This window comes from Mesorhizobium silamurunense (assembly GCF_014843825.1).
Lineage (GTDB): Bacteria > Pseudomonadota > Alphaproteobacteria > Rhizobiales > Rhizobiaceae > Mesorhizobium > Mesorhizobium silamurunense.
On the sequence record NZ_JHQR01000097.1, the window covers coordinates 1 to 15510 of the forward strand.

General features: G+C 64.1%; 13 protein-coding genes. 7 read left to right on the top strand and 6 right to left on the bottom strand.

All coding sequences use genetic code 11. The features are described from left to right. Positions 1-68 precede the first annotated feature (68 nt). From DH10_RS11510 to ppa, 3 genes are all read left to right on the top strand, one after another. Positions 69-707 (top strand): TPM domain-containing protein, encoded by a 639-nt coding sequence (locus DH10_RS11510; protein WP_192249650.1) that lies wholly within the window; start codon positions 69-71, stop codon positions 705-707. Positions 708-852: 145 nt separating this feature from the next. Continuing rightward, the gene (locus DH10_RS11515) at positions 853-1359 is read left to right on the top strand and encodes a GNAT family N-acetyltransferase (RefSeq protein ID WP_192249618.1); all 507 of its coding nucleotides are present in this window, start codon (positions 853-855) and stop codon (positions 1357-1359) included. 128 nt (positions 1360-1487) lie between these two features. Continuing rightward, positions 1488-2021 (top strand): inorganic diphosphatase, encoded by a 534-nt coding sequence (gene ppa / locus DH10_RS11520; protein ID WP_192249615.1) that lies wholly within the window; start codon positions 1488-1490, stop codon positions 2019-2021. Here ppa and DH10_RS11525 read toward each other — a convergent pair whose 3' ends face one another. Further along, positions 2022-2612 carry a hypothetical protein gene (locus tag DH10_RS11525; protein WP_192249612.1) on the bottom strand — a complete coding sequence of 197 codons (591 nt, stop codon included), beginning with the start codon at positions 2610-2612 and terminating at the stop codon, positions 2022-2024. 43 nt (positions 2613-2655) lie between these two features. Next, positions 2656-3273, bottom strand: coding sequence for a TetR/AcrR family transcriptional regulator (locus tag DH10_RS11530; protein WP_192249609.1), 618 nt, complete (start codon positions 3271-3273; stop codon positions 2656-2658). Positions 3274-3351: 78 nt separating this feature from the next. Between DH10_RS11530 and DH10_RS11535 the strand changes: the two genes are divergently transcribed. Together DH10_RS11535 and DH10_RS11540 are read left to right on the top strand one after the other, a co-directional pair. Further along, positions 3352-4635: an MFS transporter gene (locus DH10_RS11535; protein WP_192249606.1), complete on the top strand. Its 1284-nt coding sequence runs from the start codon at positions 3352-3354 to the stop codon at positions 4633-4635. Positions 4636-4903: 268 nt separating this feature from the next. Next, entirely contained in the window at positions 4904-6478 is a 1575-nt protein-coding gene (locus DH10_RS11540; protein ID WP_192249602.1) for an alkaline phosphatase D family protein, read from the top strand. A 254-nt stretch (positions 6479-6732) separates the two neighbouring features. On the opposite strand, the gene DH10_RS11545 is transcribed toward DH10_RS11540, so the two are convergent. Beyond that, positions 6733-7002 carry a hypothetical protein gene (locus tag DH10_RS11545; RefSeq protein WP_246506175.1) on the bottom strand — a complete coding sequence of 90 codons (270 nt, stop codon included), beginning with the start codon at positions 7000-7002 and terminating at the stop codon, positions 6733-6735. A 212-nt stretch (positions 7003-7214) separates the two neighbouring features. Here DH10_RS11545 and typA point away from each other — a divergent pair, with 212 nt between their 5' ends. After that, positions 7215-9044, top strand: coding sequence for a translational GTPase TypA (gene typA, locus DH10_RS11550; protein ID WP_192249596.1), 1830 nt, complete (start codon positions 7215-7217; stop codon positions 9042-9044). Between the two features lie 51 nt (positions 9045-9095). Here typA and DH10_RS11555 read toward each other — a convergent pair whose 3' ends face one another. The 3 genes from DH10_RS11555 to DH10_RS11565 all read right to left on the bottom strand — a co-directional run bounded on the left by DH10_RS11555 (position 9096) and on the right by DH10_RS11565 (position 11616). After that, entirely contained in the window at positions 9096-9722 is a 627-nt protein-coding gene (locus DH10_RS11555; RefSeq protein WP_192249593.1) for a DUF1062 domain-containing protein, read from the bottom strand. 403 nt (positions 9723-10125) lie between these two features. Further along, on the bottom strand, positions 10126-10449 hold the full coding sequence (locus tag DH10_RS11560) for a YciI family protein (protein ID WP_192249590.1): 324 nt from the start codon (positions 10447-10449) through the stop codon (positions 10126-10128). 603 nt (positions 10450-11052) lie between these two features. Next, a complete protein-coding gene (locus tag DH10_RS11565) occupies positions 11053-11616 on the bottom strand; it encodes a peroxidase-related enzyme (protein ID WP_192249587.1) in 564 nt (187 codons plus the stop codon). 125 nt (positions 11617-11741) lie between these two features. On the opposite strand from DH10_RS11565, the gene DH10_RS11570 reads away from it, so the two are divergent. Further along, on the top strand, positions 11742-15510 hold a 3769-nt coding region (locus DH10_RS11570; RefSeq protein WP_192384743.1), incomplete at its 3' end, for an NAD-glutamate dehydrogenase.

Genomic DNA, 15510 nt, shown 5'->3' on the forward strand with positions numbered 1-15510 from the left:
GGCGGCGGGTTTTCCGGCGGCGGCGGTTCGTCGGGCGGCGGCGGCTCCTCGGGAAGCTGGTGAGGACCATGGCAACGCGACCGATCAACCCTGAGGACCATGACCGCATCGCCGATGCGATCCGCGCCGCCGAGGCCAAGACCGACGGCGAGATCTACTGCGTCGTGGCGCAATCCAGCGACGGCTATCTCTTCCCGGCCGCGTTCGCGGCGGCGCTTGCCACGCTCATCGTCAGCCTTGCGGTGGCCTACGGGCTGGAAGCCTGGTGGCTGACCATCCGTCTGCCGCATTTCGTGCTTGCCCAGCTTCTGGCGCTTGGCTGCATGCTGGTGCTTCTATGGGCGCTGCCCGGCTGGCGCATCCATCTCGTACCGAGGCGGCTGCGCTACCAGGCGGCGCACGCCAATGCGATGAAGCAGTTCCTCGCCCGCAACGTCCATCGCACGAGCGCACGCACCGGCGTGCTGATCTTCGTCTCGATCGCCGAGCGCTATGCCGAAGTGGTCGCCGACAGCGGCATCGATGCCAAGGTCGGCCAGCATGTCTGGGACGGCGTGGTGCGGGAGCTCACCCGGCATGCCGGCGACGACCGTCTCGCCGACGGTTTCGTCAAGGCGATCGAATCGGTCGGCGCGGTGCTCGCCGAGCATTTTCCGGTGACCGAAGGCGACACCAACGAGCTCGACGACCATCTCGTCGAAATCTGACAGAGCTTTTCCATAAATCCGCTAGGCCGGCCGGCTCCCGGCGGGTTCCCGCTTCCGGTGCCTGCAAGTTCGCCTGTGTGAAAGCGCGGGCGCGACAGAGCGGACTCTTTGCAAGCGGGCGAAGCGGGTCTATGGTTAACAAATCATGAACACGCTGACGATCGACATCCGGAAAGCCGACCCTCGCGATGCAATCGCCATCGCCGAAGTGCATCAGGAGGCGTGGCGCGGCGCCTATTCCGGCATCATCCCGCACCGCACGCTGACGGCCATGATCAATCGCCGCGGCCCCGACTGGTGGGCGAACGCGATTCGCCGCGCGGCGACCGTTTTGGTGGTCGAGATCGGCGGCACGATCGCCGGCTATGCCACGATCGGCAAGAATCGCGCCCGCGAGCTCAGGCAGCAGGGCGAGATCTACGAGCTTTACCTGCGCCCGGAATATCAGGGCATCGGGCTTGGCAGCCGGTTGTTCAAGGCGGCGCGCACGCGCCTTGCCGACCACGGCCTCAGAGGCCTGGTGGTGTGGGCGCTGGAAGACAATTACAACGCTTTAGCCTTCTATGCCGGCAATGGTGGCCGCGACATCGCCGAAGGCGTCGAGGTCTTCGAGCAGAAGGCGCTGAAGAAGGTCGCCTTCGTCTGGGAATGACGGGCCTAGCTTAGGTTACAATCCATCACAAACTGTGCGCTTCCGATAGCGTCCAGTGCTATTCGCCGCATTGCACCATGACGCGCCGCCCGCTATCGATCTCACAAATCGAGAGAGGGATTTGAGCCATGCGTATCGAAGCCGTGCCCACCGGAAAGAACCCGCCCGAGGACGTCAACGTCATCATCGAGGTGCCGATCGGCGGCGAGCCGATCAAGTACGAGATGGACAAGGAAGCCGGCACGCTGTTCGTCGACCGCTTCCTGCACACTTCGATGCGCTATCCCGGCAATTACGGCTTCGTGCCGCACACACTGTCGGGCGACGGCGATCCGATCGACGTCCTTGTCTGCAACACGCGCGCGCTGGTGCCGGGCTGCGTCATCAATGTGCGGCCGATCGGCGTGCTGATCATGGAAGACAATGCCGGCCAGGACGAGAAGGTGATCGCGGTTCCGTCGCCGAAACTCACGCTGCGCTACGAGAACGTCACCGAATATACCCACCTGCCGGAAATCACCCGCCAGCAGGTGCAGCACTTCTTCGAGCACTACAAGGATCTCGAACCCGGCAAATGGGTCAAGATCGAGGGCTGGCACGATTCCAAATACGCCAAGAAGATGATCGTCGACGCGATCGAGCGAGCGAAGGCAAGCAAGTAGTCAATTATCGACGCGGCCGAAGTCGGGCACTTTGCCGATCACTTCGCGCTTGTCCTTGCCGCAGGCAAAACCTTTCGCCTTTTCGTCGGCGAGCTTGCGTGCCTGGTCGTTGGCCTCAGCGTTGCCGGTGGCGAGCACAAGGCCGACGGTGCAGCCTTCATGCTCTTCCGGCTGTGCGACCTTGGCGACGACCAGCACTTCGGTCGGCTTGTTCTCGTCTTCGGGATTGCTGATCTCGCGACGGTGAATGACGGCGAAGGGCACGGCCTTGTCGCCGTTGGTTTCGATCCGCCACTCGACCTTCGGACCGGCGGTGTTGAGCCCGGAAAAACTTTCCCACACCGCGGTCATGTCGTCGGAGGGAAAACCGTAGTAAACGGACTCGCGCGCATCGTCGTAGCCGATCAGCACCGGATAGCCGCGATAGCCGGCGCAGGCGAGGCTCGCCCAGTCGCCGTCGCCTTCTTCCGACTGCGCGTAAGTCACGCAGTCTTTCTTCCAGTCGAGGTCGGTGTAGGCGCTGGAAATGTCGCCGGCATGGGCTGCCTGGCAGAGACCGGCGAGGGCAAGCGGGATCAGAAGCGCACGCATCGCTGACAACTCCGTTTGAGTTGCCGAAGCGTAGCGCCAACCACTATTTCTTCAAGCTGGCTTCGATCAGCAGGTCGGCGTTGCGGGCGACCGACGCCGCCGGTCCGCCGAGACCGAAGAGCTGGCCGCTGATATAGGCGCCCTCGATCAGCAGCAGCAGCCCGTCTCCGAGCGTGTCGGAATCGCTGGCGCCCATTGCCGCCGCCATGGCGCGCAGACGCCGGCGCAATTCCTGCTTGTTGTTCTCGCTGACGATGCGCGCCGGATGGCCGTGCTCGGGATATTCCACCGCCGCGTTGGTCATGCCGCAGCCGCGATAGTCCGGCTTCTGGGTGCGTTTGCCGACGCGGGTGAGGAAAGCGACGATCTGCGCGCGCGGGTTGCCCGGGTGCGCGTCGACGGCTTCTTCGAACCGCTCCCAGAACTCAAGGTCGTACTTGCGCAGATAGGAGGCGGCGAGCTCGTCCTTCGACGGAAAGCTGCGGTAAAGGCTCGGCTTGGTGACGCCGGCACGCCTGACGATTTCGTCGACGCCGATTGCCCGGATGCCCTCGCGATAGAACAGGTCGCGCGCCACGTCGAGGATCTTGTCGGCAGCCTTCGGTGTCGACGCGGAAGGCGTCTCGTTCACCGACGTTTCAATTTTATTGTCCGATGACATTCACCAAACTCGCTTGACAATGTTACTGACCGGTACGTATGTATGCTGCCATCCCATTGCAACGTACCGGTCAGTAACATGATAGCCCAGTCCCGTCCGTTTGGCCAGCGCTACGCCTTCGTCGTCGTTGCCGTCATTTTTCTCTGCCTGCTGATCGCCGCCGGGCTTCGCTCCGCGCCCTCCGTCATGATGCTGCCGCTGGAAAACAGCTTCGGCTGGCGGCGCGACGTCATCTCGATGGCCGCCGGCGTCGGCATCCTGCTCTACGGCCTGACCGGTCCGTTCGCCGCGGCGCTGATGGAGCGCATCGGGCTGCGCCGGACGTTGCTTGCCGCGCTGCTGATCATGTCGGGCTCGACGGCCCTCAGCCTGCTGATGACTGAGCCCTGGCATCTCTTCATCACTTGGGGCGTGTTTTCGGGCATCGGTTCTGGCGCCATCGCCAGCGTGCTCGGCGCTACCATTGTCAACCGCTGGTTCAAGACCAATCGCGGCCTGGTGATGGGGCTGATGTCGGCCTCCAGCGCCACCGGTATGCTGGTCTTCCTGCCGCTGATCGCCTCGCTGGCGCAGGCCGGTGGCTGGAAGCCGGTGGTGATCGCCGTGTCGCTCGCGACCGCGGCGCTGATACCGCTCGTCCTTCTCCTGGTGCCTGAGCGCCCGGCCTCGATCGGCCAGGTGCGCTATGGCGCCGAGGCCGATGACGTGCCGCCGACATCGCCTGCATCGCAGGGCAATTTCCTGGCGCACACGCTGAACACGCTGCGCCGCGCCGCGGGTACCAGGGTGTTCTGGTATCTTTTCGCCACCTTCTTCGTCTGCGGCTTCACCACCAACGGCCTGGTCGGCACGCATCTGATCGCCTTCTGCGGCGACATGGGCATCGGCGAGGTGCAGGCCGCGGGCCTGCTGTCGATGATGGGCATTTTCGACCTGATCGGCACGACGCTGTCGGGTTGGCTCACCGACCGCTTCGACCCGCGCAAGCTGCTCGGCGTCTACTACGGCATTCGCGGCCTGTCGCTGATCTATTTGCCCTATTCCGGCTTCTCGGCGGTCAGCCTCATCATCTTCGCCGTGCTCTACGGGCTCGACTGGATCGCAACCGTGCCGCCGACGCTGAGGCTCTCCAACGAAGCCTTCGGCGACCGCAGCGGGCCGATCGTCTTCGGCTGGATCGTCGCCGGCCACCAGGTGGGAGCTGCGGCGGCGGCCGCGTTCGGCGGCACGATGCGGGAATTGCAGGGCAATTATGAGCTCGCGTTCTTGATCGCCGGCATGACGGGCATCGCGGCGGCCTGTATTTCGCTGCTGATCAACACGAGCAAGCCGGCGTTCGAGCCGGAGCCCCAGGCGGCATAAGGCATGTCGATATTCGGGTGAGGCCGGCCTGCAAATGGCAGTCTCCTGCGCTTCCGGTGCTCACGTGCTTTAAAGTACGCTCCGCTCCGGTTCTCGGGAACCACCATTTTCGACTCGGCCTGACCCGAATCTCAACACGCCTTCCCGGCGTCGATGGCAGCCTTCACCAGCCTGTTCACTGTTATCAAAACTTCATGGTTCCGATATGCGCCTGAAACATTGAGGCCCGAGCTTGGCGGTCCCGTTCAACGCCATCCCGGAGACAGCCATGAACAAGCTCTCGTTGACCCGCCGCGCTTTCGTCACCTCGGCCAGCGCCTTTGGCCTTGTCGGCGCCTCCGGTCTCGCGCTGCCCTACTATTCCCGCGCCAGCCAGCGCCCGGCCTTCACCCATGGCGTCCAGTCCGGCGATGTCGACGCCACCTCCGGCATGGTCTGGACCCGCACCGACCGGCCGGCGCGCGTGATGTACGAAGTCTCGACGACGGAAAGCTTCGCCGATGCGACAAAGCTGGCGCCGCTCGATACCTCGCCCGCCAGCGACTACACGGTGAAGCGGCTGCTCACCGACCTCGCCGGCGACCAGGATATCTTCTACCGCATGGTCGCCGCCGACCTTTCCGACATCAATGCCGTCTCCGAGCCGATCGTCGGCCGCTTCCGCACCGCGCCGGCCTCCAAGCGCGACGTGCGCTTCGCCTGGTCGGGCGACACCGCCGGCCAGGGCTGGGGCATCGACGAGACCGGCATGAAGACCTATTCCACCATTGCCAAGCACACGCCTGACTTCTTCCTGCATTCCGGCGACACGATCTATGCCGACGGCGCGATGAAGGACGAGGTCGACCTGCCCGGCGGCGGCAAGTGGAAGAACGTCGTCATGATCGACGGCAAGCGCAAGGTCGCCGAGACGCTGGATGAGTATCGCGATCAGTGGAAGTACAACATGATGGACAAGCACGTGCTCGGCCTCTCCGCCATCTGTCCGACCTTCTACCAGTGGGACGACCACGAGGTGCTGAACAACTGGTCGGATTCGAAGGATCTCACCGCCGACAACCGCTACACGGAAAAATCCATCCATGTGCTGGCGGCCCGCGCGGCGCGCGCCTTCCATGAGATGACGACGATCCGCTACGAGCCGTCGGAGCCGGGCCGCGTCTATCGCAAGATCGCCCACGGCCCGCTGCTCGACGTGTTCTTCCTCGACATGCGCTCCTATCGCGGGCCGAACGGCCCGGACATGGAGGAGACGCTGACGCCGAAGTCGCGCATGCTCGGCGAACAGCAGACCCAGTGGCTGAAGCGGGAACTGGCGAATTCCAAGGCGACCTGGAAGATCATTGCCGCCGACATGCCGCTCGGCCTCGTCGTCTGGGACGACGCCACCAAGAAAGCCGGCGCCGAGGCGGTCAGCAATGGCGACAATGGCGCGCCGAAGGGCCGTGAGCTCGAATTCGCCGATCTGCTTCGCTACATCAAGAACGCCGGCATCACCAACACGGTATGGCTTACCGCCGACGTCCACTACACGGCGGCGCATTACTACAACCCGGACAAGGCGCAGTTCCAGGATTTCAACCCGTTCTGGGAGTTCGTCTCCGGCCCGATCCATGCCGGCACCTTCGGCCCCAATAATCTCGACATGACCTTCGGCCCGGAGCTGAAGTTCATCAAGGCGCCGACTGCCGAGCAGGGCCAGAACCTGCCGCCCTCGGCCGGGCTGCAGTTCTTCGGGTTGGTGGACATTTCAGGCGCCACCGAGCAGATCACCGTGCGGCTGATGGATCGCGACGACAACGAGCTCTACAAGATCACGCTCGATCCGGTGCGGTCGGCGTAGGGGGGTTCTACGCTTCGGAGCGTACATGGGCAGAATTTTGATGCTGGAGGGACAGCACCCCCCTCTGTCCTGCCGGACATCTCCCCCGCAAGGGGGGAGATTGGCAGCTTCGGCATTGGCGCCCCTCCTCGACTATTGAGATTGGCGAAAGGCGACGCGACATCCGATCTCCCTCCTTGCGGGGGAGATGGCCGGCAGGCCAGAGGGGGGTGGGAAGGATCGCTACGCTTGTTGCATTCCTAAGACTGCGGTCGTCAGTCCGGATAGCAGGCGGCAGGAACGTTCGGCCAGACGGCGCTGTCGCAGTTGGCGGCCTTCTGACGCTGCTTGAAGGCGGCGCTGACCGGGCCGGTGACGATCGGGTCGACACCGTCAGGGGCGTCGGCGAACATCTGCTGCGCGGTTTTGGCATCAGGCGGCGAGATCGGGTCAGCTTCTCTCAGTGCAGCCGCCGACTGCGCGGCACCGGCCGCAATCAGCACGCCGAGCGCCGCCCATGCGAAAACCGCACGCAATCTGGACATTTGATCGCTCATGAACATCGAACTGCCCGGCCCCTCAAAGGTTCCGCCTTGGTTAACAGAATCATTTCACACCAAGACGTTTAAGAATCAGTGACCATGTATTTGGGGTGGGACCTCCCCTTTCGCAATTGCGAAAAACCTTGTATGAGCCGCGCAACCGAAAAAGGCAGCGCTTTTGGGCCTGCTGCCTGCAACGCTCCCGAGACCAGACAATGAACCTCCGCAATATCGCGATCATCGCGCACGTCGACCATGGAAAAACCACCCTCGTCGACCAGCTCCTGAAGCAGTCCGGCTCCTTCCGCGACAACCAGCGCGTCGCCGAGCGCGCCATGGATTCGAACGACCTCGAAAAGGAGCGCGGCATCACCATCCTGGCCAAGGCGACCTCGGTCGACTGGAACGGCACCCGCATCAACATCGTCGACACGCCCGGACACGCCGATTTCGGCGGCGAGGTCGAGCGCATCCTGTCGATGGTGGATTCGGCAATCGTGCTCGTCGATGCCGCCGAAGGGCCGATGCCGCAGACCAAGTTCGTCGTCGGCAAGGCGCTCAAGGTGGGCTTGAGGCCGATCGTCGTCATCAACAAGATCGACCGCCCGGATGCCCGCCACATCGAAGTGGTCAACGAGGTGTTCGACCTGTTCGCCGCGCTCGACGCCACCGACGAGCAGCTCGATTTCCCGATCCTCTACGGTTCGGGCCGCGACGGCTGGGTGTCGGAAAACCCGGAGGGCCCGAAGGACCAGGGCCTGGCGCCGCTGTTCGATCTCGTCGTCAAGCACGTGCCGGCGCCGACGGTGCATCCCGGTCCGTTCCGCATGATCGGCACCATCCTGGAGGCCAATCCGTTTCTCGGCCGCATCATCACCGGCCGCATCGAGTCGGGCTCGCTGAAGCCCAACCAGGCGGTCAAGGTGCTGCACCATGACGGCACGCAGATCGAAACCGGACGTATCTCGAAAATCCTGGCCTTCCGCGGCCTCGAGCGCCAGCCGATCGAGGAAGCGCAGGCGGGCGACATCGTCGCCATCGCCGGCCTGTCGAAAGGCACCGTCGCCGACACCTTCTGCGATCCGAGCGTGACCGAGCCGCTGCACGCGCAGCCGATCGACCCGCCGACCGTGACCATGTCCTTCCTCGTCAACGACAGCCCGCTCGCCGGCACCGAGGGCGACAAGGTGACCAGCCGCGTCATCCGCGACCGCCTGCTGCGCGAAGCCGAAGGCAATGTCGCGCTCAAGATCGAGGAATCGCCGGAGAAGGATTCCTTCTTCGTCTCAGGCCGCGGCGAATTGCAGCTTGCCGTGCTGATCGAGACGATGCGCCGCGAGGGCTTCGAGATCGCCGTGTCGCGGCCCCGCGTCGTCATGCAGAAGGGCGAGAACGGCGAATTGCTGGAGCCCGTCGAGGAAGTCGTCATCGACGTCGACGAGGAGCATGCCGGCGTCGTCGTGCAAAAAATGTCGGAGCGCAAGGCCGAGATGGTGGAACTGCGCCCCTCCGGCGGCAACCGCCAGCGCCTCGTCTTCCACGCGCCGACGCGCGGCCTGATCGGCTATCAGTCGGAGCTGTTGACCGACACGCGCGGCACCGCCGTGATGAACCGGCTGTTTTATGCCTACGAGCCCTACAAGGGCGAACTGGCGGGCCGCACCAACGGCGTGCTGATCTCCAACGAGCAGGGCGAGTCGGTCGCCTATGCGATGTGGAACCTGGAAGATCGCGGCCCGATGATCATCGATCCGGGCGTCAAGGTCTATCAGGGCATGATCATCGGCATCCATAGCCGCGACAATGACCTCGAGGTCAATGTGCTGAAGGGCAAGAAGCTCACCAACATCCGCGCCGCCGGCAAGGACGAGGCGGTGAAGCTGACCCCGCCGGTCCGCATGACGCTGGAGCGGGCGCTGGCCTGGATCCAGGACGACGAGCTGGTCGAGGTGACGCCGAAGACCATTCGGCTCCGCAAGCTCTATCTCGACCCGAACGAGCGCAAGCGGTTCGAGAAGTCGGCCAAGGTAATGGGCGCGGCGTAAGCCTTCCCGAAAGCGATTGGGGAGGGAGCGTCGCTCCCTCCATTTTTCATTTCAGCCGCAAGCAGCCGATATTATGGCGTCGCGATCGGGCTCGCCGGAAAGATCGATGCTGATTGCCGTGCCGTCGCGCGCCGGCCTGCGCAGGGCCTTGGCGCCATCCGGTTCGATGGCGAGCGACTGCCGCTCTTCCCAGGCCTGCAGCCTCGACCGCGAGACGCCGAGCTCTCCGGCAAGCAGACGGTCGAGCCGCAACGGTGTCGCGGCGTCGAGCCGCAGTTCGAGCCAAAGCGCTGCCGCGCATTGAGGCCCGCCGTCCAGCAGCTCTTTTCGCACCGTGACGTCGGGAAATTCCTCGACCCGCCCGATCCGCGTTCGGAGCGCCACCGGATCGAAGGCATGGCGTCGCACGAGAACCGGATCGTTGCTTTCGAGGGCCGCAAGCAGCGCCGGCTCGATGTCGCGGCGGGTGCAACGCTCAAAAATGGCGCGGTTCCAGGAGTTGTTGCAGCCGATGCAGCGATAGATCAGCCAGGCATCGATGCGCTTGCCGTTGGCGTTGACACGGAATTTTCCGCTGCATCGATAGGATCTGACGCCGCCGCAGCGATTGCAGTTGATGAGAGGTCGAGGCGCGATTTTGGGCGCGATCGCCCAGCGGATACGCAACAGTCCAGACATGCCGGTAGGCCCTTCCCGTCGGGAAGTCCGTCAGGCCGGCGATGTCCGAGATGCCCTCTTTGTTCGAGCATGATCTTCTCCGAAAACCGGATACCACTTTTCGGGATCATGCCCATGCGGGCACGGCGTGGCGAAAGGCTGCGATGTTGGAAGTCAGGCGTCGGCGGGTTACGCTCGACGGCGGCTCAGCAATGCCAAACCGGTCTCGAAACCGCCGCCTGAAGAACACGTGAAATGATGCAGGGGCCGCCAAAGCTGCGCCTGCGGTGCTTTCGGGGAGTGGACGAGACCGGCGGTTACTGAGGCAAAGTGAAGCTCGAAATGGATAAAAGGTCGACTCTTCTAGCCGTGCAACGGCGGGCAGGCAAGGCCAGTGCGCTGCCCGCCCGCGCTCGTCTGAGCGCTACATCATCTCGATGATCGGCGCGATCTCGACACTGAAGGCCGGGTTCGTCAGGATCGGGCAATCCCTGGCCTTGGCGACGGCGTCGTCGATGTCCTTCGCCTCGACGATCGTATAGCCGGCGGTCGGATTGCTGCCGCCATTGTTCTCGACCGTGCCGCCGGGCAGCACCGTCTTCGACATGCCGACAGGATTGCCGCCGTCGACGACCGCCGAGCCGAGCTTGTCGTACCAGCCGGTCCAGGCATCCATCGCCGCTTTCCGCTCGGCTTCCTCGGTCGGCATCTTGCCGGAGCCGTGATAGACATAGAGATATTTCGCCATGCTCTCCTCCATTTTTGGCGGCGTCGAACCGGCATGCGGCCACGCCGCGGGCTGATAATCGGACCAAAAAGCAGAGCAGGCAATGAGAATTCGCATCTACTAATATACGGAGGGCTGTAGCTGCAATTTCCGGTGCGGCTGTCCATCGCGGTTTGATGACTAGGCTTTGTCCAATAGGTCCATGCTGTCGGACGTGCCAACCCTTCCAGCCGGCGAAGCATCCTAAGACGCCACAACCCGCGCAACGAACCCCGACATAAAGCCAGCGAACGCCGTCACGCTGCGGGTAAATGGAAAACCCGACCCCAACATTTGTGGCTTCGGAATCGCATTCGATACACACCCAGCGTTCCGGCTCGGATCTGCCCAAAACTCCTCGCTGTCACAGATAAGATGCTCGGAACCGCACATCGTGCACGTCCGTCGCGCCCCGCCTTGATCATCGTCGGCATCGAGAAGAAACGAAGTGGAACCGCATTTGCATCGCGCGAGCCTGAAGTCGTGAACTGCATAGCCTTCGCTTGCGTAGCCGCTCAAGTATTCTGCGATATCGTTCGGCTCGCTGCCAACCCACCATTCGCCAGAAGTGTCTATTGTTATGGGTCACCGCGCCATGGCGTGGTATTCGGGGTTCGGCCGCATGTCGACCGCTGCGGCCACGCGGTTGGACATGTTGAAGAAGGCGGCGGTCGAAGCGATGTCCCAGATGTCGCGGTCGCTGAAGCCCGCCCGTCGCAACGCGGCGCGGTCGGCCTCGACGATCTTGGCCGGCTCCTCCGTCAGCTTGACCGCGAATTCCAGCATCGCCTTCTGCCGCTCGGACAGGTCGGCGGCGCGGAAGTTCATCGCCATCATCTCGCCCAGCGCCGGCTCGCCCGACAGCTGACGCACCGCCGCGCCGTGCGCGGTCAGGCAGTAATAGCAATGGTTGATCGAGGAGACGGCGACCGCGATCATTTCGCGCTCCAGCTTCGACAAGCCGGACTCGCCCAGCATCAGGTCGTTGTACATGTCGGTGAAGGCGCGCAGCTTCTTCTCGTCGAAGGCGTAGGCCAGAAGCACGTTGGGCACGAGGCCCAGCTTCTCCTCGCATTTGGCGAAATAGGCTTTCGTCGCTTCGCTGAGCTCCGCCGGGGCGAGGTCCAGCGCCGTAATCCTGTCGGTCATGTCCGTTCTCCTCGCAGGGCGAGCGTCGGTTCGATTTTCTTAAAGCGTCGTCAAACCTTTGTCGCCAAATGGCGCTCATCTGCTACCATAGTCGCAAAAGCATGTGACGGGAGGGACTTCACATCATGGCCAGCCTGAAAACCGCAAGCCAGGCGAAAAAGACCAATCCGGCAAAAGGAGGCGCGGCAAAAGGAGGCGCGGCAAGGGCGGGCGAAAAGCCCGGCAGGCTCGCCGACTATCTTCTGGCCCGCACGCCGGCCGAAGACATCGCCGCCTATGACGTCGCCGACCTCGAACGCGCCGCCGATCTCGCCGGCCGCGCGGTCGCCAGGCACAAAAAGGGCGATTGCATCATCGCCATAGACGTGGAGTCCGGCGTGACGCGCCAGGGCCGGCCGATGTCGGTCATCACCGTCGTCAACGACAACATGCCGTTCCTGTTCGATTCCATCCTCGGCGAGATCACCGAGACCGCCGGCGAGCCGCTGCTGGTCACCCATCCGGTCATCGTTGTCCGGCACGGCAAGAGCGGCGTCGAGGAGATCCTGGGCGACGGCGGCTCGGTCAAGGGCGAAACCGGCCATGACCGGCTGAGCGTCGTCCACGTGCATATCGGCCGCCTTTCGGCCGACCAGGCCGAAGCCCTTGCCGGCCGCTTGAAGAAGCTTTTGGACCAGGTGCGCGCCGCCGTCACCGACTGGAAGCCGATGCTTGCCCGCCTCGACCAGGCCATCTCGGAATTCCGCTATGCGCCGGTGCCGCTCGACAAGGCGCATGTCACCGAGGCGATCGCCTTCCTCGAATGGCTGCGCGACGACAATTTCACCTTCCTCGGCATGCGCGAGTTCAACTACACCGGCGGCGAGAAGAGCGGCATGCTGGAGCGCGCCGAAAAGCCCGGCCTCGGCATCCTCGCCGACCCCGACGTCCTGGTTCTCAGGCGCGGCACCGAGGCGGTGTCGACGACGCCGGAGATCCGCGCTTTCCTGCATGGTCCGGAGCCGCTGATCGTCACCAAGGCCAATGCCAAGTCCTCGGTGCACCGGCGCATCTATCTCGACTATATCGGCGTCAAGACCTACACCGCCAAAGGCGTGCTCTCGGGAGAGCTGCGCATCGTCGGCCTGTTCACCTCGACCGCCTACACGCGTTCTGTGATGAAGATCCCCTATCTGCGCTCGAAGGCCGAGACCGTCATCGCCAAGTCCGGCTTCAATCCGCACGACCATTCCGGCAAGGCGCTGATCAACGTACTGGAGAGCTATCCGCGCGACGAGCTGTTCCAGGTTCCGGTGCCGATTCTGAGGAAGCACGCCGAAGCCATCCTCGGGCTGATCGAACGGCCGCGCGTCAGGGCGCTGGTGCGGGCCGACCAGTTCGACCGTTTCGTCTCCATCCTCGTCTTCGTGCCGCGCGACCGCTATGACAGCGTCGTGCGCGAGAAGATCGGCACCTATCTCAAGACCGTGTTCGAGGGCCGGCTGTCGGCCTATTACCCGGCCTTTCCCGAAGGCGGGCTGGCGCGCGTGCATTTCATCATCGGCCGCTCCGGCGGCAAGACGCCGAAGGTCGATCCAGCGACGATCGAGGCGGCGATCCGCGACATCGTCCGCACCTGGGATGATGCGCTACGCGAAGCAGTGTCGGAATCCGGCGCCGACGCAACGCTCACAGCCATCGCCTCGCGCTTTTCCGAAAGCTATCGCGACTCCTTTTCGCCGGCCGTGGCGCTGGCCGATGCCGGGCGCATCGCCAGGATCGATGCTGCCAATCCTATAGCCATCGACTATTACCGCCATGCCGACCAGAAGCCGCACCAGGCGGCGTTGAAGATCTATCATTTCGGCAGCCCGGTGGCGCTGTCGCGGCGTGTGCCGGTGCTGGAAAACATCGGCTTCCGTGTCATCAGCGAGCGCACCTTCGAGGTCGGCGACGAAGCCTCCGGCATGGTCTTCATCCATGACATGGAGCTGGAGAACAGCTACGGCAAGCCGATCGATCTCACCGACGGCGGGGCGCTGTTCCAGGACGCCTTCCTCGCTGTCTGGCGCGGCGACGTCGACAATGACGCCTATAACGGCCTTGCCCAGACCGCCGGCCTGTGGTCGGGCGAGATCACCATCCTGCGCGCCTACGGCCGCTACCTGCAGCAGGCCGGCATTCCGCAGAGCCAGGATTTCATCGCAGCGGCGCTCAACCGCTATCCGGCAATCGCGCGTGGCCTACATCAGCTGTTCGTCGCCCGCCTCGGTCCGACGGCCGAAACCGAGGGCGTGGTCGCCGCCAAGCATCTCAAGGCCAAGATCAAGGACGCGCTCGACGAGGTGCCCAACATCGATGACGACACCATCATCCGCCGCTATCTCAATCTGATCGAAGCCTCGCTGCGTACAAATCATTTCGTAGCCGATACGATAGCGAAGGGCCAGTCGCTGGCGATCAAGCTCGATTCGCAGGCGGTCGACGGCCTGCCGGCGCCGCGGCCGTGGCGCGAGATCTTCGTCTACGGTTCCGAGGTCGAGGGCGTCCACCTGCGCTTCGGTCCGGTGGCGCGCGGCGGCCTGCGCTGGTCGGACCGCGCCCAGGACTACCGCACCGAGGTGCTGGGCCTCGTCAAGGCGCAGCAGGTCAAGAACGCGGTCATCGTGCCGGTCGGCGCCAAGGGCGGCTTCTATCCGAAGAAACTGCCGATGGGCGCTGGCCGCGACGCCATCTTCGAGGCCGGCACCTCGGCCTACAAGAACTTCGTCTCCAGCCTGCTTTCGATCACCGACAATATCGGCGTCGACGGCGTCATCCCGCCGGCCGGCGTGGTGCGGCGCGATCCTGACGATCCCTATTTCGTCGTCGCGGCCGACAAGGGCACGGCGACCTTCTCCGACACCGCCAACGCCATTTCCGAGAAGCACAGCTTCTGGCTGGACGACGCGTTCGCCAGCGGCGGCTCTGCCGGCTATGACCACAAGAAGATGGGCATCACCGCCAAGGGCGCGTGGGAAGCGGTGAAGCGGCATTTCCGCGAGATGAACCGTGACATCCAGACCTCGCCCTTCAATGTGGTCGGCGTCGGCGACATGTCGGGCGACGTCTTTGGCAACGGCATGCTCCTGTCACCGGCGACCAGGCTGATCGCAGCCTTCGACCATCGCGACATCTTCATCGATCCCGACCCCGACATGGCGGCCTCGATGGCCGAACGGCAGCGCATGTTCGCCCTGCCGCGCTCGTCCTGGCAGGATTACGACAAGTCTAAGCTGTCGGAAGGCGGCGTCATCGTCTCGCGCAGCCAGAAGTCGATCACGCTGCCGGCGACGGCTGCTGCCGCGATCGGACTGGCCAAGACCACGGCGACGCCGGTCGAGATCATGAACGCCATCCTCAAGGCGCCGGTCGACCTTCTGTGGTTCGGCGGCATCGGCACCTATGTCAGGGCTTCCGGCGAGACCAATGCCGATGTCGGCGACCGCGCCAACGACGCCATCCGGGTCACGGCTTCGGAAGTGCGCGCCAAGGTCATCGGCGAGGGCGCCAATCTCGGCGTCACGCAGCGGGCGCGCATCGAGTTCGGCATGAATGGCGGTCGCTGCAACTCCGACGCCATCGACAATTCGGGTGGCGTCAACTGCTCCGACGTCGAGGTCAACATCAAGATCGCGCTGGCCTCGGCCATGCGCAAAGGCTTGCTGGCGAGGCCGGCGCGCAACAAGCTGCTCGCCGAGATGACCGACGAGGTGAGCGCGCTGGTGTTGTCCAACAACTACCAGCAGACGCTGGCGCTTTCGCTGGCGCGCAAGCGGGGGCTCGCCGACATCGCGCATCAGGCGCGCTTCATGACGGCGCTGGAGGCGCGCGGCCTGCTCGACCGGGCGGTCGAGACGCTGCCGTCGCCGGCCG